This is a genomic window from Allobosea sp. TBD101, assembly GCF_059817965.1.
This window is the reverse complement of the sequence record NZ_CM187543.1, coordinates 2,810,757-2,833,140: the sequence shown is the minus strand read 5'-3', so window position 1 is coordinate 2,833,140 and position 22,384 is coordinate 2,810,757. Positions and strand designations below refer to the sequence as shown.

Here is a 22,384-nt window from a genome sequence, read left to right as displayed (position 1 = left end):
ACCATGTCGCGCTTCTTCATCGAAAGGCCGATCTTCGCCTGGGTCGTCGCCATCGTCATCATGCTGGCGGGGCTGCTCGCCCTGCGCAGCCTGCCGATCTCGCAATATCCGCAGATCGCGCCGACGACCGTCCAGATCAGCGCCAATTATCCCGGCGCCGACGCGCAGACCGTCGAGAACTCGGTGACCAAGGTCATCGAGCAAGGCATGACCGGCGTCGACAACCTGCAATACATGACGGCGACCTCGACCTCGACCGGTAACGCCCAGATCACCCTGACCTTCAACAGCCAGGCCGATCCCGACGTCGCGCAGATGCAGGTGCAGAACAAGCTGCAGCTCGTCACGCGCCAGCTGCCGGCCGTGGTGCAGAGCACCGGCATCTCGGTCGCCAAGGCCTCCACCGGCTTTCTGATGGTCGTCGCCTTCGTCTCGCAGGACGGGCGGATGTCGACGACCGACCTCGCCGACTATGTCGACTCGACGCTCAACGACACGCTGAAGCGTGTCGAGGGCGTCGGCTCGACCCAGCTCTTCGGCGCCGGCTATGCCATGCGCATCTGGCTCGACCCCGACAAGCTGCGCAAATACGCGCTGATGCCGAGCGACATCGCCGTCGCCATTGAGGCACAGAACACGCAGGTCTCGGCCGGCCAGCTCGGCGGCCTGCCCCAGGTCGGCGGCCAGCAGCTCAACGCCACCGTGACCGCGCTCTCGCGATTGCAGACGGTCTCGCAGTTCGAGAACATCATCCTCAAGAGCGGTGCCTCCGGCTCGATCGTCCGGCTGAATGACGTCGCCCGCGTCGAGCTCGGCGCCAAGAGCTACGACACCGTCTCGTTCTACAACGGCAAGCCGACAACCGGCCTCGCCATCAGCCTCGCTACCGGCGCCAACGCGATCGACACCGCCAAGGCCGTGACCGCGACGATCGAGCGCCTGAAGCAGACGCTACCGGAAGGCGTCGAGGTCACCTACCCCTACGACACCACGCCCTTCGTGACGCTCTCGATCGAGAAGGTCGTCCACACGCTGTTCGAGGCGATCATCCTCGTCTTCATCGTGATGTACGTCTTCCTGCAGAACCTGCGCGCGACCTTCATCCCGATGCTGGCCGTGCCCGTCGTGCTGCTCGGCACCTTCGGCGTGCTGGCGCTCGCCGGCTACTCGATCAACACGCTGACGATGTTCGCGATGGTGCTCGCCATCGGCCTGCTCGTCGACGACGCCATCGTCGTCGTCGAAAATGTCGAGCGCGTGATGCAGGAGGAGAAGCTTTCGCCCAAGGAAGCGACGATCAAGTCGATGGGCGAGATCACCGGCGCGCTGGTCGGCATCGCCACCGTGCTCTCGGCCGTGTTCGTGCCGATGGCCTTCTTCGGCGGCTCGGTCGGCATCATCTATCGTCAGTTCTCGATCACGATCGTCACCGCGATGGCACTGTCGGTCGTGGTGGCGCTGGTGCTCACCCCTGCGCTTTGCGCCACGCTGCTCAAGCCGCACGGCGATCATGGCCCGCGCAAGGGCTTCTTCGGCTGGTTCAACCGCAATTTCGAACGCACCACCAATGGTTACCGCTCCGGCGTCGCCGGGATGATCGCGCGGCCCATGCGCTTCCTGATGGTCTTCCTGCTGATCGGCGGCGGCATGGCCTGGCTCTTCGTCCGCATGCCCTCCTCCTTCCTGCCCGACGAGGACCAGGGCATCCTGCTGACCGTCGTACAGCTTCCCGTCGGCGCCACGCAGGACCGGACGCTGCGCGTGCTCGACCAGGTTCAGAAGCACTATCTCGAAAAGGAGAAGGACCTGGTCGAGGGCGTGCTGACCGTCGCCGGCTTCAGCTTCGCCGGCCAGGGCCAGAATGTCGGCCTCGCCTTCGTCCGCCTGAAGCCCTTCGCGGAACGCACCGGCAAACAGGCAGCGGCCCAGGCCATCGCCGGCCGCGCCATGGGCGCCTTCCGGTCGATCAAGGATGGCACGGTCTACGCGCTGGCCCCCCCGGCGATCCAGGGCTTCGGCAATACCGCCGGCTTCGACTTCTATCTGCAGGACATCGCCGGTGCCGGCCATGCCCGGCTGATGGAAGCCCGCAACCAGCTGCTGGGCCTTGCCGCTCAAAGCAAGCTGCTCACCGGCACGCGCCCGAACGGGCAGGAGGACACCCCCCAATACTCAGTCGAGATCGACCAGGAGAAGGCGAGCGCGCTGACCCTGCCCCTCGCCGCGATCAACAACACCCTGTCGACCGCCTGGGGCTCGGCCTATGTCAACGACTTCATCGACCGCGGCCGCGTGAAATCCGTCTATGTCCAGTCGGATGCGCCCTTCCGCATGCAGCCCGGCGATATCGGGCGCTGGTATGTCCGCAACCAGGGCGGCGAGATGGTACCGTTCACCGCCTTCGCCTCAGGACGCTGGACCTACGGTTCGCCACGGCTTGAGCGCTACAACGGGTCGGCGGCGATCCAGATGCAGGGTGCGGCCTCTGCCGGCGTCAGCTCCGGCGCGGCGATGGAGGAGATCGACCGGCTGATCACGCAACTGCCGACTGGTTTCGGCCATGAATGGACCGGCCTGTCCTTCCAGGAACGGCTCTCCGGCAGCCAGGCGGTCGCGCTCTACGCCCTCTCGATGCTGGTCGTCTTCCTCTGCCTTGCGGCGCTCTACGAGAGCTGGTCGATTCCCTTCGCGGTCATGCTGTCGGTGCCGATCGGCATCTTCGGCGCCCTGCTCGCGGCGACGCTCTTCGGCCAGACCAACGACGTCTACTTCAAGGTCGGCCTGCTGACGACGATCGGCCTTGCCGCCAAGAACGCGATCCTCATCGTCGAGTTCGCCATCGAGCAGGAAGCCAAGGGCAAGGGCCTCGTCGAGGCGACGCTGGAAGCGGCGCGCCAGCGCCTGCGGCCGATCCTGATGACCTCGCTCGCCTTCGTGCTGGGCGTGACGCCTTTGGCCGTTGCCACGGGCGCTGGATCGGGGAGCCAGAACTCGATCGGCATCGGCGTGATGGGCGGCATGATCGCCGCGACCGTGATCGGCGTGTTCTTCGTTCCGCTTCTCTATGTCGGCGTCGTGCGCCTCGTCCGGCGCTTGCGCCGCGCCGAGCCGACAGGCGCGACCGCCGCCGAGTGAATGACGGGGGCGCAGCTAGCAACGGCTGCGCCCCCGCGACGAAGCTGCTAGACTGCCGCCATGACCGAATTTCCCGACATCATCCGCTCGCCCCTGTCGCAGTCCTTCACCCATGACGGCCTGACCGTGCGGGTCGAGATCTACAAGATCCAGGGCACCGACGGCTGGACCCTCGAGCTCATCGACGAGCAAGGCGGCTCGACCGTCTGGCAGGACGCTTTCGCCACCGATGCCGACGCCTTCGCCGAGTTCACCGACGGCGTCGAGCAGCTCGGGCTCGACCGCCTGATCGACCCGGACGACGACGACCTCGCCACCGTGCACTGAGCGGCCGGCAGCGTTCCATGCGCCATACCGACGAGCTTGATGCGCTTCGCGCCGCCCGAGACACGCTCCGCCAGCGAATTGCGGAGCGCCTTGCCCTTGAAGCCGGCACGCCCATCGAAGGCGCGTTGCCGGAATCCTGGCTGACGGCAGCCGACGAAGCGATCGAGACGTGGGAGAGCGAGGGCGAGGAAGCGCAGGATTCGCGCGCCTTCCGCCCGATCGGCCCGCTGCAGGACATGCTGGCGGATCATGCCGCGCTCGTCGAGCGGATCGCCGATACGCTCGACCGGCGCCTGTCCTAGTCTGTTGTCATTCCGGGGCGCACCGCAGGCGCAAACCCGGAAACCACGACTGGGCGAGACGTTCCATGCCACATAGTCAGAGACTCGCCCGGTCGTGGGTTCCGGGTTCTTCGCTGACGCGAAACCCCGGAATGACAAAGGTGGTTCCGACATGGAGCCAACTTGCAATTGACCGTACCGCCTAGAATGTCAGGTCACGCGATGAACGACGAAACCCCGCGCAAGCTGCGCTATGCCATGATCGGCGGCGGCCGCGATGCCTTCATCGGCGCCGTGCACCGCCATGCCATCGCGCTCGACGGACAGGCGGAACTGGTCGCAGGCGCCCTATCCTCGACGCCGGAGCGCGCCCGCGAATCCGGCCGCGCGCTGGGGCTCACCGATGCGCATAATCACGCAAGCTGGCAGGCCCTGCTCGAAGCCGAGCTCGCTCGCCCGATGGCGGAGCGCGTCGACCTCGTCGTCATCGTCACGCCGACCGACACGCATTTCCCGATCGCGCAGGCTTTCGCCGAAGCCGGCTTCCATGTCGTCTGCGACAAGCCGCTGACCCATACCGGCCAACAGGCCACGACGCTGGTCGAGACGGTCGCCCGCCAAGGCACGGTCTTCGGCGTCACCTACAACTACACCGGCTATCCGATGGTCCGGCAGGCGCGCGAGATGGTGCGCTCCGGCGCGCTCGGCCGCATCCGCAAGGTCGTGGTCGAGTATAACCAGGGCTGGCTCGCGACCGCATTGGAAGCGACCGGCAACAAGCAGGCGAGCTGGCGCACCGACCCGGCCCGCAGCGGCATTGCCGGCACGCTCGGCGATATCGGCTCCCATGCCGAGAACCTCGTCTCGACCGTGGCGGGGCTTCAGATCGAGGAGCTGGTCGCCGATCTCGGCGCGCTCGTGCCCGGCCGTGCACTTGACGACGATGTCAGCATGCTCTTGCGCTTCAAGGGCGGTGCGCGCGGCGTCCTCGTCGCCTCGCAGATCAATGCCGGGCTGGAGAACGACCTGCGCCTGCGCGTCTCCGGCGAGAACGGCACGCTGGAATGGCGGCAGGAGGAACCGAACCGGCTCGTCCATCACCGCCGCGAGGGGCCGACCGAGATATTCACGCGCGCCTCGCCCTGGCTCTGCGAATCGGCCCGCCGCGCCGGCCGCATCCCGGCGGGACATCCGGAGGGCTTTATCGAGGCCTTCGCCAATATCTATCGCGGCGTCTTTGCCGATATCCGCGCCCGCAAGGCCGGCACGACGGCCGATCCGCTGGATGCGGACTATCCGACGGTCGGTGACGGCGCCCGCGGCGTGCGCTTCATCGAATGCGCGGTGGTGTCCTCCGCCGAGCGGCGCTGGCTGCCCTTCTCAGGTTAGTCGCTCCGGCCTTATCGCAGCAGCGCCCAACTCTACCTTTGTCATTCCGGGGCGCGCCGCAGGCGCGAACCCGGAACCCACGACTGGGCGAGACCTTCAATACCCAAATGTCAGCCGCTCACCCAGTCGTGGATTCCGGGTTCTTCGCTACGCGAAGCCCCGGAATGACAAAGGTAATTGCGCAGACCGAGGAGCCCTGCCTCAATTCCCGCTCAGCGTCCTCCGCACGCTGTCGCGCCAGCCGGTGACCTTGCGCTTGCGTTCGCTGGCGGCCATGGCCGGTGAGAAGCGCCGCTCCAGCCGCCACATGTCTGCGAAACGACCCGGCTCCGGCAGCAGGCCGGCATCGAGCCCGGCGAGATAGGCGGCGCCGAGCGCCGTCGTCTCCAGCACGTTCGGCCGGTCGACCGGCAGGTCGAGGATGTCGGCGAGGCGCTGCATCGTCCAGTCGGAGGCGACCATGCCGCCATCGACCCGCAGCACGGATTGCTTGCCGGCGCCGGCATCCGGCCAGTCGGCCCGCATCGCCTCGACGAGGTCGAGCGTCTGGTAGCAGACGCTTTCCAGCGCCGCCTGTGCGAATTCGCGCGGGCCGGAGTTGCGGGTCAGGCCGAACATGGCGCCGCGTGCATGCGCGTCCCAATGCGGTGCGCCCAAGCCCACGAATGCCGGCACCAGATAGACGTGCTGTTCGGGATCGGCGGCTTCGGCCAGCGGCCCGGTCTCGCTCGCCTTTTCGATGATGCCGAGCCCGTCGCGCAGCCATTGCACCGCCGCGCCTGCGATGAAGATCGAGCCTTCCAGCGCATAGGTGCGCTTGCCGCCGAGCTGATAGGCGACGGTGCTGAGCAGGCGGTGCTTCGAGCGTACCGGCGTGTCGCCCGTGTTCAGCAGCGCGAAGCAGCCGGTGCCATAGGTCGATTTCACCATGCCCGGCGAGAAGCAGGCTTGCCCGATCGTCGCCGCCTGCTGGTCGCCGGCCATGCCGCGCACCGCGATGGGAGCCCCGAACAATTCCGGCGCCGTATCGCCGAAATGGGCGGAGCAGTCGCGTACCTGCGGCAACAGCGCTACCGGAATCCCGAACAGCTCGAGCAGGTCCGAATCCCAGACGCCGCGGCCGATATCGAACAACATGGTACGGGCAGCGTTGGTGGCATCGGTCGCATGCACGGCCCCGCCGGTCAGGCGCCAGAGCAGGAAGCAGTCGATCGTGCCGAAGGCGAGCTCGCCCGCTTCCGCCCGGCGCCGGGCTCCCGGGACGTTGTCGAGCAGCCAGGCGATCTTGGTCGCGGAGAAATAGGGATCGATGCGCAGGCCGGTGCGCTCGGCGACAAGCTCCTCATGGCCGGCGGCAACGAGATTCGCACAGGCCTTTGCCGTGCGCCGGTCCTGCCAGACGATGGCGCGGTGGATCGCCCGCCCCGTCCGGCGATCCCAGATCAGCGTCGTCTCGCGCTGGTTGGTGATGCCGATGCCGGCGATGTCGGCTGCGCTCAGGCCGCCCTTGGCGATGGCCTCGCGCGCCGTCGCGAGCACGCTGTCCCAGATATCCTCGGGCTCATGCTCGACCCAGCCCGAGGCCGGAAAATGCTGCGGAAACTCGCGCTGGGCGCTGGCCACCACGCCGAGCGACGCATCGAACAGGATCGCCCGCGAGGAGGTCGTGCCCTGATCGATGGCGAGGATATGTCTGGCGGCCATGTCGGTTCCCTGCCCGTCTCATTGGTCGGCGGAGACTGGCCGATGAGCCGGTCCCCGCGCAAGCGCGTCCCAAGCGAATGTCCGACAAGTCTCCCGCCGGGCAAGGTTCTGCTTGGCATGTCGCTTGCCCTGTAGTTAGCTCATCATGAAGCAGGGCCGCGCCGGGTCGCGGCCCCTGTCCGTGCCCCAGGTGTCGGACAGGTTGAGAGGTTGAATCGGTGGCGGTCGAGGACCGGCAACAACGGGATGTCGCGCCTATGGCGCGGCCACAGAGACATGACGCCGATCCGCAACGGAACGGCGCAATCCCGGTTGGTGCGTCGTTCAGAAGCTTCGAACAGCCTGCGGCTTCCCGCCCGCCGGGCGCGACCTATGCCGCGCTCGATCTCGGCACCAATAATTGCCGCCTGCTGATCGCCCGGCCGGCGCAGCACGGCTTTCGCGTCGTCGACGCCTTCTCCCGCATCGTGCGCCTCGGCGAAGGCCTGGCCGCGAGCAGCCGGCTTGCGGATGCTGCGATGGACCGCGCCGTCGAGGCGCTGAAGATCTGCCGCGGCAAGATGGCGAATCGCGGCGTCACCCGCGCCCGCCTCGTCACGACAGAAGCCTGCCGCGCCGCCACCAACGGGCTCGACTTCATCCGCCGCGTCGCGGCGGAGGCGGAACTCGCGCTGGAGGTCATCGACCAGAGGACGGAAGCCGCGCTCGCCGTATCCGGCTGCGCCGCCTTGGCCGATCCGGCGGCGGAAAGCGTCATCGTCTTCGATATCGGCGGCGGCTCGACCGAGATCGTCTGGCTCGGCGGCCGCAGCGAGGCGCGCGATCCGGCCGCCCGCATCCGCGAATGGGCCTCGCTGCCGATCGGCGTCGTCACGGTCGCCGAGCGCTATGGCGGCATCGAGGTCAGCCGCGAATTGTTCGAGCGGATGGTCGAGGATTGCGCGCAGGCGCTTGCGCCCTTCGCCAAGAAGGCGGCAGGTGCCAAGGACGCCCGCAGCTTCCACCTGCTCGGCACCTCCGGCACGGTCACGACGGTCGCCGGCATCCATCTCGACCTGCCGCGCTATGACCGGCGCGAGGTCGACGGGCTGTGGATGCATCAGCGCGATATCCTCACGGTGATCGACCGCCTGATCGAGATGGACTATGCCGCCCGGGCGGCGAATGCCTGCATCGGCCGCGAACGCGCCGATCTGGTGCTGGCCGGCTGCGCGATCTTCGAGGCGATCCGCCGCGCGTTCCCGAGCGAGCGCGTCCGTATCGCCGATCGCGGCCTTCGCGAGGGCATCCTGCTGCGCATGATGCATGAGGACCGCGCCTGGTGGCGGCGGAAATAGGTTCGATACAATGAGCACCGGAAAATCGGGCGGCAAAACCGGCGGCAAGCCTGCCGGCGCGCGCGACATGCGCGTCAAGGTCAAGAAGGCCGGCAAGCTCAAGCATTCCTCGCAGCTCTGGCTCGAGCGCCAGCTCAACGACCCCTATGTGAAGCGGGCCCGGGAGATGGGCTATCGCTCGCGCGCGGCGTTCAAGCTCGAGGAGATGGACGACCGCTACAAGTTCCTGAAACCCGGACAGCGGCTGGTCGATCTCGGCTGCGCGCCGGGCGGTTGGTGCCAGATTGCGGCCAAGCGCATCGGACTGGAGCAGGGCAAGGGCCATATCGTCGGCATCGACCTGCTGGCTGTCGATCCGATCCCCGGCGTCGACCTGATCCAGCTCGATTTCATGGCCGATGAAGCGCCTGCCCTGCTGACCGAGCGTCTCGGCGGCCGCGCCGATGGCGTGATGTCCGACATGGCCGCCAACACCACCGGTCACAAGAAGACCGACCACCTCAAGATCATCGCGCTCGCCGAGGCCGCGATCGAATTCGCCCATGACGTGCTGGCGCCGGGCGGCTTCTTCCTCGCCAAGCTGTTCCAGGGTGGTGACAGCGCCGAGCTTCTCGCCACGCTGAAGCGCGACTTCACCACGGTACGCAACGTCAAGCCGGCGGCGAGCCGCGCCGACTCCTCCGAGCTTTACGTCCTCGCGACCGGCTATCGCCGTCAGCAGCGGACGGAAGGCGACGGCTCCTGACCGGCAACGGAGAGGCCGTGGCGCAACCTGTTCCACGCATGGTCCCGGCACTTCAGGCAATTCTCGACGCAGAACTCGCGCGGGGAAATTCCGTCCTGAGCGTTGGCGACTGGCCGCCTGATTGCCGGCTCTTCGTCCAGCTGGCCCGCCCGTTCCGGAAGCGTTATTCCGCGCCGCCCGGCATCGTCCATGCGGTTCCGAACGACCCGCATTACTGGAAGGCCGAGTACCGAACGGCCGATGGCGCCGAATGCCTCGCCTGCGGATTCTAGGCCGCCCTCACTCCGGAAAGACATCGCGCGGCAGGTGGCGCGGATCGTAGGTCCCCGGAGCGCTCCGGACGACCGAGTTCCAGATCCAGAAGCCGAAGCCGCCGAGGCCGAAAAGCGGCCCAGCCACCTCTAAGAAGCCGGCCCGGCCGCTCAGGCCGATATAGAGCACCATCAGCCCGGCGCCGCCGAAGATCACGGCGGCGATGAACGCGACGACGATCAGACCACGGTGGCGCCCCTCGGGGATGCCGCGCCGGAAGGCGACATGGCTCGGCCCGCCGGCAACGAGGCGGCGATGCAGGTCCTCGATGAAGGCGACGAAGGCGGTGTCCCGCTGCGGATCGTCCACGCCCCAGGGGCTGCTGGAATGCACGAAGAGCGGCCGTCCGGCCGAGAAGGTCAGCTCTGCCAGCGCCTCCCAGGGTGATCGCGGGCCGCCATTGACCGCCTGCAGGCGCACACTGGTGAGCTTGGCGAAGGGCCGCAAGCCCGAGCGGCCATCGAGCTCGTAAGCGATGCCTTCGTCGCTGAGCGTCAGTTCGGTTTCGGCGAGCTTGAGCCGGGCCGCGCCGTCGCCGACGCAGAGCGTATAGCGCGTCTCGTCCAAGGGCGCGGGCTCAACCTGCATGCCCTGACCCTGCGGCAAGTCAGGGAATCCCGCAAGCTAGTCGAGCGGCTTCTGCTCCGCGATCGCCTCGGCGGTGACCTTGCGCGCACTGACCGGCACATGGCCAGAAACCTCGGCGCCGGCATCAGGCGCAAGCTGCATCATCCAGAACACCGACGAGGCCGAGATCAGACCGACGATCAGGAAGGCCGGCCAGAAATCCCCCGCCCCGAGCGTCTTGCCGCCGTGCAGGAAATGGGTCGTCTCCAGAGCGAAGGCGCCGATCGTCACGCCGATGCTGAGCGAGAGCTGCTGCGCGACGCTCGACATCGAGGTCGCGCTCGACATCTCGCGGTTGGAGACGTCGGCATAGCTCAGCGCGTTGATGCCGGTGAATTGCAGCGAGCGGAAGCAGCCGCCGACCAGCAGCACGGAGAGGATGATCGCGTGCGGCGTCGTCGGCGTGAACAGCCCGGAAGCCGCGAGGAAGGCTGCACCGATCACGGCATTGACGGTCAGGACCCGCCGGAAGCCGAAACGGGCCAGGATGGTCCTCGCCAGCGTCTTCATGATCAGCGCGCCGGCCGCCGAGACGAAGGTGATCAGGCCGGACTGCAGCGCATCCAGTCCGAATCCGAGCTGCAGCATCAACGGCAGCAGGAAGGGAATCGCGCCGATGCCGGTCCGGAAGACCGAGCCGCCGATCACGCCGGTCCGGAAGGTCGGAATCCGGAACAGCGACAGGTTGAGCACCGGGTAAGGCACGCGCTGCGCATGGAACCAGTAGGCCACCAGCGCCGCTGCACCGCCCAGCACGCAGGCGTAGGATACGACCTCTGGCACCAGATGGCGGCCGCCCGTATTGAGCCCGAGCATCAGGCTGGCGAAACCGCAGGAGGAAAGCAGGAAACCGCGGATATCGAGGGGCGGAACATCCTCCTCCCGGATATCCTCGAAGAACAGGCTCGCCAGCACGATGCCGACGAGGCCGATCGGGATGTTGATCAGGAAGATCCAGCGCCAGTCGAAATAGGTGGTGATGAAGCCGCCGAGCGGCGGCCCGACGACGGGGCCGACCAATGCCGGAATCGTCAGATAGGCGAGCGCGCCGACGATCTCCGACTTGCTGACGCTGCGCAGGATGACGAGGCGCCCGACCGGCACCATCATCGCCCCGCCCATGCCCTGGATGAAACGCGCGCCGACGAAAGCGCCGAGCGAGTTCGAGACCGCGCAGAGCAGCGAGCCCAGCATGAAGACGCAGAGCGCCGAGCGGAAGATCGTGCGGGCGCCGAAGCGATCCGCCATCCAGCCGGAGATCGGGATGAAGACGGCGAGGCTGACGAGATAGGAGGTCAGCGCAAGCTTCAGCGCGATCGGGTCCTCGCCCAGTGATTGCGCGATCACCGGCAGCGAGGTCGCGATCACCGTCGAGTCGGTGTTCTCCATGAACAGCGCGCAGGAGACGATCAGGGGCAGGAGTTTTGAGCGCTGCAAGTCTGTAGACCTTGAGACTTCGGACCTTAGGGCTTCGGACCTTCCGCGCCCGTCGAATTAGGCGCACTTGAAATCATAAGCTCGGCTATTAATGCGATGTGTAGGGAGTGACGAGAGCGAAATCGCGGCTTGCCGCTGGATTTGCCCGCTGCCCGCGCGCTTCCGCCATGCGCCTGGATTATGCCTCGGCGGCAAGCACAATGCCGCCATGCGCTGGCCGCTCTCCTTCGGGCGCTGCGGCGCCCCCATTTCTCTGGAGCCCGGTCGCACCGGGCCGTCGCGGGGGGGCGCGCGCGTTCATTCTCCGGAGAAGCGCCATGATCGATATTTCATCTGTTTTCGCCGCCGCTCGCTGCCTGTCGCCCGGCCTGACCGCACTCGGCTTCACCCTCGCCCTCGCAACGAGCCTGAGCTGGGCCCCCGCCGCAAAGGCGGCCGACATGACCAGCTGGCAGGCCGGCTGCCAGTTCAAGGCGATGCCAGGCAGTGGCGGCGAAGGCCTGCGTTATGACATGTGCCTGCGTCTGCAGACCTGCCAGCGTATGGCCGATGCGGGCGACCAGAGCATTGCCCGGATCGGCTGCTTCGGCTTCGCGCCGGAGGTGCCCGCCGCCGCTGGCCGTACCCACTGACGTCGACGACGCAACGGAAACGGCGCCGCCATGCGCCAGCGCCGTTTCCGCACCGCAAAAGAATCCCTCACCGAGCACTAGCGGCCCCGCCGCGGCCATGCTAACGGGCCTCGTCAACTCGGCACCGGGCCTGTCGCCCTGCCCCCCTCGAAAAGCCGGCCCCGCCCGGTCTCGGAGTTGACGATGACGCTTTCCCTCGACGGCCTGATCCGCGACGGCTTCACCTTCGACGACGTGCTGCTCGAGCCGGGCCCGTCCGAGGTCATGCCGGCGGATGTCGATATCCGCACCAGGCTTACCAAGACGATCTCGCTGAACCTCCCGATCATCGCCTCGGCGATGGATACGGTCACCGAAGCCCGGATGGCGATCGCCATGGCGCAGGCCGGAGGGCTGGGCGTCATTCACCGCAATCTCGACGCCGATCAGCAGGCCGCACAGGTCCGCCTCGTCAAGAAGTTCGAATCGGGGATGATCGCCAACCCGATCACCATCCACCCCGACGAGACGCTGGCCGACGCGCTGGCGCTGATGAAGAACAACGGCATCTCCGGCATCCCGGTCGTCGAGCGCGGGCCGCAGGGCCATAAGGGCAAGCTCGTCGGCATCCTGACCAACCGCGACGTGCGCTTCGCTCAGAACCCGGCCCAGCCGGTCTCAGAGCTGATGACCAAGGAGCGCCTGATCACGGTCCGCGAGGGCGTCAACCCCGAGGAGGCGCGCCGCCTGCTCCATCAGTTCCGCATCGAGAAGCTGCTCGTCGTCGACGATCACTATCGCTGCATCGGCCTGATCACCGTGAAGGACATGGAGAAGCAGGTCGCCCATCCGAACGCCGCCAAGGATACGCATGGCCGCCTCCTCGCCGCTGCGGCGACCACGACCGGCGACCAGGGCTTCGAGCGCTCGGAGATGCTGATCGATGCCGGCGTCGACCTCATCGTCGTCGACACCGCCCATGGCCATTCGGCCAAGGTGCTGGAAGCGGTCAGCCGGGTGAAGAAGCTCTCGAACTCGGTCCAGGTCATCGCCGGTAACATCGCCACCGCCGGCGGCGCCCAGGCCCTGATCGATGCCGGCGCCGACGCCATCAAGGTCGGCATCGGCCCGGGTTCGATCTGCACGACCCGCATCGTCGCGGGCGTCGGCGTGCCGCAGCTCACCGCGATCATGGATGCGGCCTCGGCCGGCGCGAAGGCCGGCGTCCCGGTCATCGCCGATGGCGGCATCAAGTATTCGGGCGACCTCGCCAAGGCGCTGGCCGCCGGCGCCTCCTGCGCCATGGTCGGCTCGCTGCTGGCCGGCACCGACGAGACCCCCGGCGAGACCTTCCTGTACCAGGGCCGCTCCTACAAGGCCTATCGCGGCATGGGCTCGGTCGGCGCGATGGCGCGCGGCTCGGCCGATCGCTACTTCCAGCAGGATATCAAGGATTCGCTGAAGCTCGTGCCGGAGGGCATCGAGGGCCAGGTCGCCTACAAGGGCCCGGTCTCGAACGTGCTGCACCAGCTCGCCGGCGGCCTGCGCGCCGCGATGGGCTATGTCGGCGGCAAGGACCTCGCCGACTACCAGAACAAGGCCCGCTTCATCCGCATCACCAGCGCCGGCCTGCGCGAGAGCCATGTCCACGACGTGACCATCGTGCGCGAGAGCCCGAACTACCCGACCCGCTCTTGAGTCGGCCGGAACTTCGTGCAGCACTGGCCCGGCTCATCCGGGCCGGTGCGACACAAGGCGACGCGCAACCATGACTCTCAAGCTGATCTACCCGACGCTGGCGATGATCTTCTGGATCTTCGTCGTCGGCGTCATCCTGGCTTTGCGCCGTAAGACTGCCTTCACCAGCGGCGCCGTCCGGCCCGACGACGTGTCGGTTTCGACCGAGCGCTATCCTCTGCCGGCGCGGCTCGCCGCGGCGAACTTCACCAATCAGTTCGAAACGCCGGTGGTCTTCTTCGCGCTCGTGATGGTCGCGATGGAGACGGGTGCCACCGGCTACGCCATGGCGCTTCTCGCCTGGCTCTTTGTCGCCACCCGGGTCGTCCACACCTTCATCCATATCGGCTCCAACAGGCTGCCGCTGCGCGGCGCCGTCTACGGCATCGGCGTCATCGCGCTGTTCTTCATGTGGCTCGGCGTCTTGATCTCCGTGCTCTGAGCGGGAACCACGCTCCTCGCTCCCGTTAAGCATCCCGTCCGTTTCCGGAGAGCACCCGCCCGGAAGCGTTGAGGCTTAACGAAAAGTAAACTACACCCCGAATGGCGGCGGATGGTGGACAAGCGTAGTTTGGAGTGACGCGATGTTGCGTGTCCGTGAAGTCCCGGCGCGGGTTTTCGCCCGCGACGGTGAGGTTCTGGCTGCCACTTCCGGCAAAGTGAAACTCGCAGGCCGCAGCCCCTCCGCGCGCCTGCTGGCGCTTGCCGCGCTCGGGATCGCGCTCGGCTCCGGCGGCATGGTGCTGACGGCTTCGATGGTCCAGGCCGAGAGCGAGGGCAGCGCGCGCGAATTCCTCCTCCAGGAAGCGGCCCGCCGGGAACAGGGGCGCGTGCAGAACGCGACCTACAGCTCGACCCGCTATGTCCCGCAGGCCAATGCCTATGCTCCCGCCGGCAATGGCTGGCGCCTGCCGCTGATGCAGGTCCAGCCGGACGGTCGCCTCGCGCATCCACCGATCGAGCTCAACCCCTTCCGGAAATCGACCCAGAAGACCGCCGACCGGCAGCGCAGGCCAGCCGGCACGACCGGCGCCTCGCTCGACGCGGTCTCCGGCGCGGCGGACCGCGCCCAGACCTTCTGCGTGCGCCTGTGCGACGGCTTCCACGCCCCCATCGGCTATCTCCGCTCGGGCGGCGACATGAAGGCCCATGAAACGCTCTGCACGGCGATGAACCCGGGCGTTCCGGTAAAGGTCTTCAGGATGGCTGCCGGCGGGACCAGCATCGCCGACGCAGTCGCCGCCGACGGCAAGCGCTATGGCGCCCTGCCGATGGCCTTCAGCCACGAGAAGGCGGCCGATCCGGCCTGCCGCCCGGCCATCGTCCAGGCCGGCGAACGGCGGATTTCGCTGCTGCGCGACATCACCTTGCGGCCTGGCGACAGCGTCGTGCTCGACGGCAAGGTCTCGACCTTCGCCGGCAGTTCGAGCTGGCCCTATAGCCGGCGCGACTTCCGCGATTTCCGGACAGCCTCGGAGCTCAGCAAGACCCAGCGCCGGCAGATCGACGAGCAGGTCGGCATTTCCCGGATGGAAGCGCAGGCTCGCAGCGTCCGGCGCCAGATGCGGGTCCGCGAGGCGCAGTTGCAGGACGATACCGTCGCCAGCGACGCGGTCCTGCGCGGCACGGTCTCTCCGACGACGCGCGAGCCGGTCCGCCTGATTCCGCTCTCGCTGCCGTCGCGCTAGGCCTTCCAGACTGTCAACGCCCCTTGTCATTCCGGGGCTTCGCGCAGCGAAGAACCCGGAAGCCACGACCGGCTGAGACCTGCAGGTCCTGGCATAGAATGCTCCACCCAGTCGTGGGCTCCGGGTTCGCTCCTACGGAGCGCCCCGGAATGACAATGGCTGGCACATCCTGGGAGCCGGCACTCCGTCCACGTTCGACAAGAGATCGCCGGATTCCGCCGCGACAGGTCGTCTCACCCGAAAGACCCGCGACCGGGGCACGTCCGAAATCCCCTCGTCTTTCCAAGGCAGTGCCCCATTTATTAGAATTCATCAAAATACGAAACAGACTAGAATTCCTATAAGGCATTGATATCAAAGGAATACTTCATTGACGCTCCGCAGGCGGCGTTCTATCGCTCGCCCATCGCGCTGACCGCGCCCACCGACGGAGCAGAAGAATGATCGCAAAGACCTATCTCCACGCCCTGGCGCTGTCCTCCTGCCTGCTCGCTGCCCCGGCCTTCGCGCAGGGCGTGAACCTGTACACGACCCGTGAGCCTGCCCTGCTCAACCCCGTGCTGGAAGCCTTCACCAAGGACACCGGCATCAAGGTCAACGCGGTCTTCCTGAAGGACGGCCTGCAGGAGCGCATCCGCGCCGAGGGCGCCAACAGCCCGGCCGACGTCATGCTGATGGTCGATGTCGGCGAGATCAACGCCGCAGTCGATGCCGGCATCACCCAGCCGATCAAGTCCGACCTCGTCGACAAGACCGTCCCGGCCCAGCTTCGCCCGGACAACAACTGGGTCACGCTGACCAAGCGCGCCCGCGTCGTCGTCGTCTCGAAGGAGCGCGTCAAGCAGGACGCGATCACCTATGAGGACCTCGCCGATCCCAAGTGGAAGGGCAAGTTCTGCATCCGCGCCGGCCAGCACCCCTATAACAACGCGCTCTTCGCTGCCTATCTCGCCCATCACGGCGCCGAGAAGACCGAGACTTACCTGAAGGCCGTGCGCGCCAACGCTGCCCGCAAGCCCGGCGGCGGCGACCGCGACGTGGCTCGCGACATTCAGTCCGGCCTCTGCGACATCGCCATCATCAACACCTACTATATCGGCCTGATGAGCGAGGCGAAGAACGAGCAGAAGGGCTGGTTCGACGCGATCAAGCCGCTCAAGACCACCTTTGCCAATGACGGCACCCATGTGAACGTCTCGGCCGCCGCGCTCGCCAAGAACGCCCCGAACAAGGAGAACGCCGTCAAGCTGGTCGAGTACATGCTCGGCGACAAGGCCCAGGCGCTCTATGCGAACGGCAACTTCGAGTTCCCGGTCAACGCGGCCGTCGCCGACTCCTCTGCCGTCAAGCTGCTCGGCGCTGTGACGCCGGACAAGCTGCCGCTCTCCGAGGTCGCCAAGCAGCGCAAGGCCGCGGCCAATCTGGTCGACAAGGTCGGCTTCGACAATTGAGCCTGAGTCAACCACTCAGCGCTATGCGACGGCCGCCATTCCGATGGCGGCCGTCGACCCGTTTCGCCTATGCCTCCATGGCCGGCGCGGCGCTCGTGCTGCTGCCGCTGCTCGCGCTCGTCGCGACGGCCTTCTCCTCCCGGCAGGCTGCCGAGATCTGGCCTCACCTCGCCGCCAACGTCCTGCCCACCGCCCTCGTCCAGACGAGCCTGCTGCTGGCCGGCGTCGGAACGGCCTGCGCCATCATCGGCGTCGGCAGCGCCTGGCTGGTGACGCAGTACGATTTCCCGGGACGGCGTTCGCTCGAATGGCTGCTGGTGCTGCCGCTGGCGCTGCCGACCTATCTAACGGCCTATATCTACGTCGAATTCCTCGGTTTCCAGGGGCCGCTTCAGAGCGCTCTGCGCGCCGCGACCGGCTGGCGCTCGCTGCGCGACTACTGGTTTCCCGATCCGCGCAACCTGCCAGGCGCGATCGCGATCATGGCGATCGTCCTCTACCCTTATGTCTATCTCAGCACGCGCGCGCTGTTCAGCGTGCAGGGCGCCAGCATCGTCGAGGCCGCCCGCAATCTCGGAGCCGCACCCGGCCGCCTGTTCTGGCGCATCGGCCTGCCGCTCGCGCGCCCGGCGCTCGCCGCGGGCCTCACCCTCGTCCTGCTTGAGGCGCTGAATGATATCGGCGCCACCGAATATCTCGGCGTCCGCTCGCTGACGCTCTCGATCTACACGACCTGGGTCAATCGCGGTTCGCTGCCCGGCGCCGCCCAGATCGCCTGCGTCATGCTGCTGATGGTCTTCGCCCTGATCCTCGTCGAGAGGAAACTGCGCGGGCAGAGGCGCTTCGCGTTGCCGGTGCGCCAGCCCCGGCCGGTGACGCGCCGGCCACTCCATGGGCGTAGGGCAATGCTGGCCGCCCTCGCCTGCGTCCTGCCCGTGCTGTTCGGAGCCGTCCTGCCGGTCGGCTATCTCGTCGTCGAGATCCTGCAGCGCGGCCTGCTGGCGCAGTTCGACACGGCACTGCTGCGCCTCCTCGGCAACGCGCTCCTGCTCTCCGGCCTCGCCGCGATGCTGGTCGTGGCGCTCGGGCTCGGGATCGCGACCGCGGGCCGCACCGGCCGCGAGACCTGGCTGAAGCCCCTCGCCCGCATCGCCAGCCTCGGCTACGCCGTGCCCGGCACCGTGCTGGCGCTCGGCCTGCTGATCCCGCTCGCCGCCTTCGACAATCTGCTGGCCGATGCCGCATCCGCCCTGTTCGGCCTCAAGCCGGGCCTGATCCTGATCGGTTCCGGCGCGGCCCTGGTGATCGCCTATACCGTGCGCTTCCTTGCCATCGGCGTCTCCGGCGTCGAGAGCGGGCTGGCGCGCGTCTCGCCGCGGATCGACGACGCCGCCCGTGCGCTGGGCGCCGCCGGACCTGAGCTGCTGCGGCGGATTCACTGGCCGTTGGCGCGCCCGGCGATCGCTGCCGCCGCGCTTCTCGTCTTCGTCGACTGCCTCAAGGAGCTGCCGGCGACGCTGCTGCTGCGCCCCCTCAACATCGACACGCTGGCGACCGTCGTCTACGGCCATGCCTCGCGCGGCGTCTTCGAGGACGGTGCGCTGGCCGCGCTGCTGATCATCCTCGCCGGCCTCTATCCGGCCTTCGTTCTGGCGAAAACCGGCACAGATCGGGCGGGATAGCCGGCTTTCCAGCCTCGACAAGCCCTCCGCATCGGCCTAAACCCTGTGCCGCCAGGGGGCTGGCTGACTTTCGGCCCGGTGCCGATTCGGAAGTCCATGACCAGACGCGCTGCGATCATCGCTTTCAGCCTCGTCGTCGCCATCGGCCTCCTGGGCTTGCAGTCCTGGGATGTCGCCCTCGGGCGTGTCCAGCGCGGCGCCATCAAGGCGATCGAGGAGCGGACCGGTTTCGTCGTCAAGACGATCGAGCGTGCCGAGATCGCCCTGCTGCCCTTGCCGCGTATCAGCCTGTCCCAGGTCGCCTTCGCTCAGCGCGACGGTGCACTCGCCGGCGAGGCCGTGCGGATCAAGGCGCATCTGCGCCTGCTGCCGCTGTTCAGCGGTCAGATCAGCTTCGACCGGGTCGATCTGGTCGCGCCCCGGATCGACATCGCCGGCCCCGCCGGCAGCGACGGCATCGCCGAATGGCTCGCTCCCGCGCTCGCCGAACTCGAGCGACTGCAAAGCCAGAGCAAGATCGTCATCAGCGCGGGCTCCGTCTTCCTGCGGGCGAACGGCGCGATCCAAAGCGTCGTGCGCGATCTCGACCTCGTGATCGACGAGCGCAGCCGGAACGAACCTCTCGCTCTCTCCGGCCAGCTCAACTGGCGCGGCATCCCGACCGAGGTGAGCCTGCTCTGGCCCATGGTCGGCGGCAACGCCAAGGCGGCCCTGTCGGCGACGTCCTCGTTGCTGAAGCTGCGCTTCGAAGGCACCCGCTCCGGCCCCGGCGAGCCCGTGATCAGCGGCCCCCTCGTCCTCTCCACCCCTTCGCTGACAAAATTGCTCGGCTGGTTCGACGAGGAATCGCGCCTGGGATCGGCGCTCGGCGCCGTCGCCATCTCGGCTGATATCCAGGTGAAGCCGCGCGAGGTCTCGTTCAGCAACGCCATCGTCAATCTCGATGGCGAGCGTCTGGACGGCGCGATCAAGCTCGCCGAGACCGGCGGGCGCTTCGCGTTGTCGGGCACGCTTGCCGGCGCGACGCTCGATCTCGGCCGCATCGTCGATCGGCTGCCGGTTCCGGTCGTCGATGTCGCGGACACGACCCCCTTCGACCTGGAAGCCTGGACCGCGCGCGATATCGATCTGCGCATCTCCGTCGACGCAGCCCGCCTAAAGGGCGCGAGGCTCAACGACGTTGCGACCTATCTGCTCGTCAAGAAGGGGCGTTTCGAGACCGGGCTGCTCCGCGCCGGCGCCTACGGCGGCAGCATCAAGAGCCGCCTGCTCGCGATCGCCACCCCCGCCGGTGTCGACATCAAGCTTCAGGCCGGGCTCGACAAGGTGAATATCGGCCAGGCTGCATCCGACCTGCCGCAGCTGGGGCGCCTGAGCGGCACCGGCAATCTCCAGTTCGCCCTGGACGGCGTCGGCCGCACTTTCGACGAGCTGCTGGGATCGTTCACCGGCCGGATCAACCTGGCAGCCCGGCAGGGCGAGATCGGCGGCGTCGCCTTCGGCGAATTGCTCCGCCGCGCCGAGCGCAGCCCGGTCCAGGCGCTGCGCGACTGGCGGCAGGGCAAGACGCCCTACGAGAGCATCAGTGCCAATGCGGGTATCGCCGGAGGCCTGCTCGCCCTGACCGAGGCGCAGATGATCGGCGCGAACTACCGCTTCAACCTTGCCGGCAGCGCCGCGCTGCGCACCCGCACCCTGGACATGACCGCACTGCTCGCCTCCCCGAACGGCGCCACGAAGCTGCCCTTCCTGCTCAAGGGCCCGGTCGATGCTCCAGCCTTCGAGATCGAGACAGAGGCCCTCGTGAGCCCGGCCGGCGCCTCCCTCGTTCCGACGCTGCTCACGCGTTGAATCCCCGCTTTCGCGATCATCGTAAATCCGCTCTGATGCGGACGGATCTGGTTGCGGCAGCGGGAAGGATGCAGCGATGAAGATGTGGATCATGGGCGCGCTGGCGCTCGCAGGGTGGATGACGGCAGGCATGGCCGAGGCACAGGATCTGGCGGTCGAGAAGAAGGTCTTCGAGCTCCCGAGCTTCACCACCCAGAGCGGACGCACGCTGAAGAATGTCCGCGTCGGCTGGGAGAGCTACGGCACGCTCAACGCCGACAAGTCCAACGCCGTGCTGATCTGCCACTTTTTCTCAGGCAACTCGCATGCCGCCGGCAAATACGCGGCCAGCGACCCGACGCCGGGCTACTGGGACGCGATCGTCGGCCCGGGCAAGGCGATCGACACCAACAAGTATTTCGTCCTGTCCTCGGACACGCTGGTGAACCTCAACACCGGCGACCCGAAGACCACGACGACGGGCCCCGCCTCGACCAATCCCGATACCGGCAAGCCCTACGGCCTCGACTTCCCCGTCGTCACGGTCCGCGATTTCGTCGAGGTGCAGAAGGCACTGGTCGAGAGCCTCGGGATCAAGAAGCTCGCGCTCGTCGCCGGTCCCTCGATGGGTTCGCTCCAGACCTTCGAATGGGCGGCGAGCCATCCCGAAATGGTCGCCAAGGCCATGCCGGTGATCGGCGCCGGCGAGGCCGATGCCATGCTGATCGCCTGGCTCGACGTCTGGGCTGCGCCCATCCTCGTCGATCCCAACTGGAACAACGGCGACTACTACGGCAAGGCCCCGCCTCTCGCCGGTCTTGCCAAGGCGCTGACGGCGGTGACGCTGCAGGCCAATCACCAGGATTGGGCCAACGCCACCTTCGGCCGCCGTCCGGCCAAGGAGGGCGATGAACCCGGCAAGGCGCTCGCCAACAAGTTCCAGGTCCAGAGCGTGCTCGACAATGCCGGCATGGCCCGCGCCAAGCTCTCCGACGCCAACCATTTCCTCTATCTCGTCAAGGCGAATCAGCTCTTCGCGGCGGGCGGCACCTCGCTCGCGGACGGCATGGCGAAGATCAAGGCACCGATGCTGCTGATCACCCAGCCGAAGGACCTCGTCTTCACGCCCGACATGGTCGCGACGACGGTGAAGGCGGCGAAGGCGGCCGGGCGCGACATCACCCACGCCACCATCGACGGCTCGCGCGGCCATCTCGACGGCGTAATATCGATGAAGCAGGCGGAAGGCGCGATCCGGGCGTTCCTGGAGAAGTAGCCGGACGCCCTCGTTCACCCGAGCGGTCATCCCGGACAAGCCGCGTCAGCGGCGCCGATCCGGGATCCATGCCTGAACCGTTCCGGCATGGATTCCGGGTCTACGCTTCGCTCCGCCCGGGATGACCTCGCGTGTAGGGCTCACGCCGCGGCCGGCTCCTCCATCCGGTGGACGATCCGATCGATCAGGCCCCATTCCAGCGCCTCTTCCGCCGTCATGAAGCGATCGCGGTCGAGCGTGCGCTCGACCTCCTCGTAGCTGCTCCCGCAATGCTCGGCATAGAGCCGGGTCAGGCGATGCTTGGTCTGCCGCATCTCCTCGGCATGGATGAAGATGTCGGAGGCCTGCCCCTGGAAGCCGCCGAGCGGCTGGTGGACATGCAGGCTCGCATTGGGCAGCGCCCCGCGCTCGCCCGGCTCCCCCGCCATCAGCAGGAACGACCCCATCGAGCGCGCCGTGCCCATGCACAGCGTATGCACCGGCGAGCGGATGTAGCGCATCGTGTCGTACATGGCGAAGCCGCTGGTCACCACGCCGCCCGGCGAGTTGATGTAGAGATGGATCGGCTTCTTCGGGTTTTCCGCTTCCAGGAACAGCAATTGCGCGCAGACCAGCGCGCTCATCGCGTCGTTGACCTCGCCGTTGAGGAAGATGATCCGTTCGCGCAGCAGCCGCGAGTAGATGTCGAACGAGCGCTCCCCGCGGCTCGACTGCTCGACGACCATAGGGACGAGTTGCATCGCTTCGCGCATCGGCGAACTCCAGGATTTCGACAGGGAATGGAACGTGGTCGCGCCGCCTCAGGCAGCGGCGCG

19 protein-coding genes are annotated in these 22,384 nt (G+C 67.4%); 15 read left to right on the top strand and 4 right to left on the bottom strand.

Going from position 1 to position 22,384, the window contains the following annotated elements; all coding sequences use genetic code 11:
• The first annotated feature begins 3 nt into the window (after positions 1-3).
• The 4 genes from AC6RIC_RS13905 (at position 4) to AC6RIC_RS13890 (ending at position 5,132) form a co-directional block, all read left to right on the top strand.
• A complete protein-coding gene (locus tag AC6RIC_RS13905) occupies positions 4-3,135 on the top strand; it encodes an efflux RND transporter permease subunit (protein ID WP_454656821.1) in 3,132 nt (1,043 codons plus the stop codon).
• Between the two features lie 60 nt (positions 3,136-3,195).
• Positions 3,196-3,462, top strand: a complete 267-nt coding sequence (locus AC6RIC_RS13900; RefSeq protein WP_454656820.1) for a hypothetical protein — start codon at positions 3,196-3,198, stop codon at positions 3,460-3,462.
• 17 nt (positions 3,463-3,479) lie between these two features.
• Entirely contained in the window at positions 3,480-3,764 is a 285-nt protein-coding gene (locus tag AC6RIC_RS13895) for a hypothetical protein (protein ID WP_499732761.1), read from the top strand.
• Positions 3,765-3,965: 201 nt separating this feature from the next.
• On the top strand, positions 3,966-5,132 hold the full coding sequence (locus AC6RIC_RS13890) for a Gfo/Idh/MocA family protein (protein WP_499732760.1): 1,167 nt from the start codon (positions 3,966-3,968) through the stop codon (positions 5,130-5,132).
• Between the two features lie 201 nt (positions 5,133-5,333).
• Here the strand turns inward: AC6RIC_RS13890 and glpK are convergent, their stop codons facing one another.
• The gene (gene glpK, locus AC6RIC_RS13885) at positions 5,334-6,836 is read right to left on the bottom strand and encodes a glycerol kinase GlpK (RefSeq protein ID WP_499732759.1); all 1,503 of its coding nucleotides are present in this window, start codon (positions 6,834-6,836) and stop codon (positions 5,334-5,336) included.
• Between the two features lie 257 nt (positions 6,837-7,093).
• Here glpK and AC6RIC_RS13880 point away from each other — a divergent pair, with 257 nt between their 5' ends.
• The 3 genes from AC6RIC_RS13880 to AC6RIC_RS13870 are packed head-to-tail and all read left to right on the top strand — an operon-like array spanning position 7,094 to position 9,190.
• Positions 7,094-8,173, top strand: coding sequence for a Ppx/GppA phosphatase family protein (locus AC6RIC_RS13880; protein ID WP_499732758.1), 1,080 nt, complete (start codon positions 7,094-7,096; stop codon positions 8,171-8,173).
• Between the two features lie 10 nt (positions 8,174-8,183).
• The gene (locus AC6RIC_RS13875; RefSeq protein ID WP_499732757.1) at positions 8,184-8,918 is read left to right on the top strand and encodes an RlmE family RNA methyltransferase; all 735 of its coding nucleotides are present in this window, start codon (positions 8,184-8,186) and stop codon (positions 8,916-8,918) included.
• Between the two features lie 17 nt (positions 8,919-8,935).
• Positions 8,936-9,190, top strand: a complete 255-nt coding sequence (locus AC6RIC_RS13870; RefSeq protein WP_499732756.1) for a hypothetical protein — start codon at positions 8,936-8,938, stop codon at positions 9,188-9,190.
• 7 nt (positions 9,191-9,197) lie between these two features.
• Here AC6RIC_RS13870 and AC6RIC_RS13865 read toward each other — a convergent pair whose 3' ends face one another.
• Both AC6RIC_RS13865 and AC6RIC_RS13860 read right to left on the bottom strand, forming a co-directional pair.
• On the bottom strand, positions 9,198-9,818 hold the full coding sequence (locus tag AC6RIC_RS13865) for a hypothetical protein (RefSeq protein WP_499732755.1): 621 nt from the start codon (positions 9,816-9,818) through the stop codon (positions 9,198-9,200).
• A 36-nt stretch (positions 9,819-9,854) separates the two neighbouring features.
• Positions 9,855-11,294: a DHA2 family efflux MFS transporter permease subunit gene (locus AC6RIC_RS13860; RefSeq protein WP_499732754.1), complete on the bottom strand. Its 1,440-nt coding sequence runs from the start codon at positions 11,292-11,294 to the stop codon at positions 9,855-9,857.
• Positions 11,295-11,611: 317 nt separating this feature from the next.
• Between AC6RIC_RS13860 and AC6RIC_RS13855 the strand changes: the two genes are divergently transcribed.
• The 8 genes from AC6RIC_RS13855 to AC6RIC_RS13820 all read left to right on the top strand — a co-directional run bounded on the left by AC6RIC_RS13855 (position 11,612) and on the right by AC6RIC_RS13820 (position 21,569).
• Positions 11,612-11,926, top strand: a complete 315-nt coding sequence (locus AC6RIC_RS13855) for a hypothetical protein (protein ID WP_499732753.1) — start codon at positions 11,612-11,614, stop codon at positions 11,924-11,926.
• Between the two features lie 183 nt (positions 11,927-12,109).
• A complete protein-coding gene (gene guaB, locus AC6RIC_RS13850) occupies positions 12,110-13,603 on the top strand; it encodes an IMP dehydrogenase (protein WP_454656811.1) in 1,494 nt (497 codons plus the stop codon).
• A gap of 70 nt (positions 13,604-13,673) precedes the next feature.
• A complete protein-coding gene (locus tag AC6RIC_RS13845; RefSeq protein WP_454656810.1) occupies positions 13,674-14,084 on the top strand; it encodes an MAPEG family protein in 411 nt (136 codons plus the stop codon).
• A gap of 142 nt (positions 14,085-14,226) precedes the next feature.
• On the top strand, positions 14,227-15,330 hold the full coding sequence (locus tag AC6RIC_RS13840) for a DUF2865 domain-containing protein (protein WP_499732752.1): 1,104 nt from the start codon (positions 14,227-14,229) through the stop codon (positions 15,328-15,330).
• Positions 15,331-15,770: 440 nt separating this feature from the next.
• A complete protein-coding gene (locus AC6RIC_RS13835) occupies positions 15,771-16,781 on the top strand; it encodes an extracellular solute-binding protein (protein ID WP_499732751.1) in 1,011 nt (336 codons plus the stop codon).
• 77 nt (positions 16,782-16,858) lie between these two features.
• Positions 16,859-18,463, top strand: a complete 1,605-nt coding sequence (locus tag AC6RIC_RS13830; protein WP_499732750.1) for an ABC transporter permease — start codon at positions 16,859-16,861, stop codon at positions 18,461-18,463.
• A 96-nt stretch (positions 18,464-18,559) separates the two neighbouring features.
• Positions 18,560-20,314: an AsmA family protein gene (locus AC6RIC_RS13825; RefSeq protein WP_499732749.1), complete on the top strand. Its 1,755-nt coding sequence runs from the start codon at positions 18,560-18,562 to the stop codon at positions 20,312-20,314.
• A 76-nt stretch (positions 20,315-20,390) separates the two neighbouring features.
• Positions 20,391-21,569, top strand: a complete 1,179-nt coding sequence (locus AC6RIC_RS13820) for an E22 family MetX-like putative esterase (protein ID WP_499732748.1) — start codon at positions 20,391-20,393, stop codon at positions 21,567-21,569.
• 140 nt (positions 21,570-21,709) lie between these two features.
• Here AC6RIC_RS13820 and AC6RIC_RS13815 read toward each other — a convergent pair whose 3' ends face one another.
• Positions 21,710-22,321: an ATP-dependent Clp protease proteolytic subunit gene (locus tag AC6RIC_RS13815; protein WP_499732747.1), complete on the bottom strand. Its 612-nt coding sequence runs from the start codon at positions 22,319-22,321 to the stop codon at positions 21,710-21,712.
• Between the last annotated feature and the right edge of the window lie 63 nt (positions 22,322-22,384).

Coding starts and splice junctions, on each gene's coding strand:
- AC6RIC_RS13905 (WP_454656821.1), top strand. CDS start 4: ATGTCGCGCTTCTTCATCGAAAGGCCGATCTTCGCCTGGGTCGTCGCC.
- AC6RIC_RS13900 (WP_454656820.1), top strand. CDS start 3,196: ATGACCGAATTTCCCGACATCATCCGCTCGCCCCTGTCGCAGTCCTTC.
- AC6RIC_RS13895 (WP_499732761.1), top strand. CDS start 3,480: ATGCGCCATACCGACGAGCTTGATGCGCTTCGCGCCGCCCGAGACACG.
- AC6RIC_RS13890 (WP_499732760.1), top strand. CDS start 3,966: ATGAACGACGAAACCCCGCGCAAGCTGCGCTATGCCATGATCGGCGGC.
- glpK (WP_499732759.1), bottom strand. CDS start 6,836: ATGGCCGCCAGACATATCCTCGCCATCGATCAGGGCACGACCTCCTCG.
- AC6RIC_RS13880 (WP_499732758.1), top strand. CDS start 7,094: ATGGCGCGGCCACAGAGACATGACGCCGATCCGCAACGGAACGGCGCA.
- AC6RIC_RS13875 (WP_499732757.1), top strand. CDS start 8,184: ATGAGCACCGGAAAATCGGGCGGCAAAACCGGCGGCAAGCCTGCCGGC.
- AC6RIC_RS13865 (WP_499732755.1), bottom strand. CDS start 9,818: ATGCAGGTTGAGCCCGCGCCCTTGGACGAGACGCGCTATACGCTCTGC.
- AC6RIC_RS13855 (WP_499732753.1), top strand. CDS start 11,612: ATGATCGATATTTCATCTGTTTTCGCCGCCGCTCGCTGCCTGTCGCCC.
- guaB (WP_454656811.1), top strand. CDS start 12,110: ATGACGCTTTCCCTCGACGGCCTGATCCGCGACGGCTTCACCTTCGAC.
- AC6RIC_RS13845 (WP_454656810.1), top strand. CDS start 13,674: ATGACTCTCAAGCTGATCTACCCGACGCTGGCGATGATCTTCTGGATC.
- AC6RIC_RS13840 (WP_499732752.1), top strand. CDS start 14,227: ATGTTGCGTGTCCGTGAAGTCCCGGCGCGGGTTTTCGCCCGCGACGGT.
- AC6RIC_RS13835 (WP_499732751.1), top strand. CDS start 15,771: ATGATCGCAAAGACCTATCTCCACGCCCTGGCGCTGTCCTCCTGCCTG.
- AC6RIC_RS13830 (WP_499732750.1), top strand. CDS start 16,859: ATGGCCGGCGCGGCGCTCGTGCTGCTGCCGCTGCTCGCGCTCGTCGCG.
- AC6RIC_RS13825 (WP_499732749.1), top strand. CDS start 18,560: ATGACCAGACGCGCTGCGATCATCGCTTTCAGCCTCGTCGTCGCCATC.
- AC6RIC_RS13820 (WP_499732748.1), top strand. CDS start 20,391: ATGAAGATGTGGATCATGGGCGCGCTGGCGCTCGCAGGGTGGATGACG.
- AC6RIC_RS13815 (WP_499732747.1), bottom strand. CDS start 22,321: ATGCGCGAAGCGATGCAACTCGTCCCTATGGTCGTCGAGCAGTCGAGC.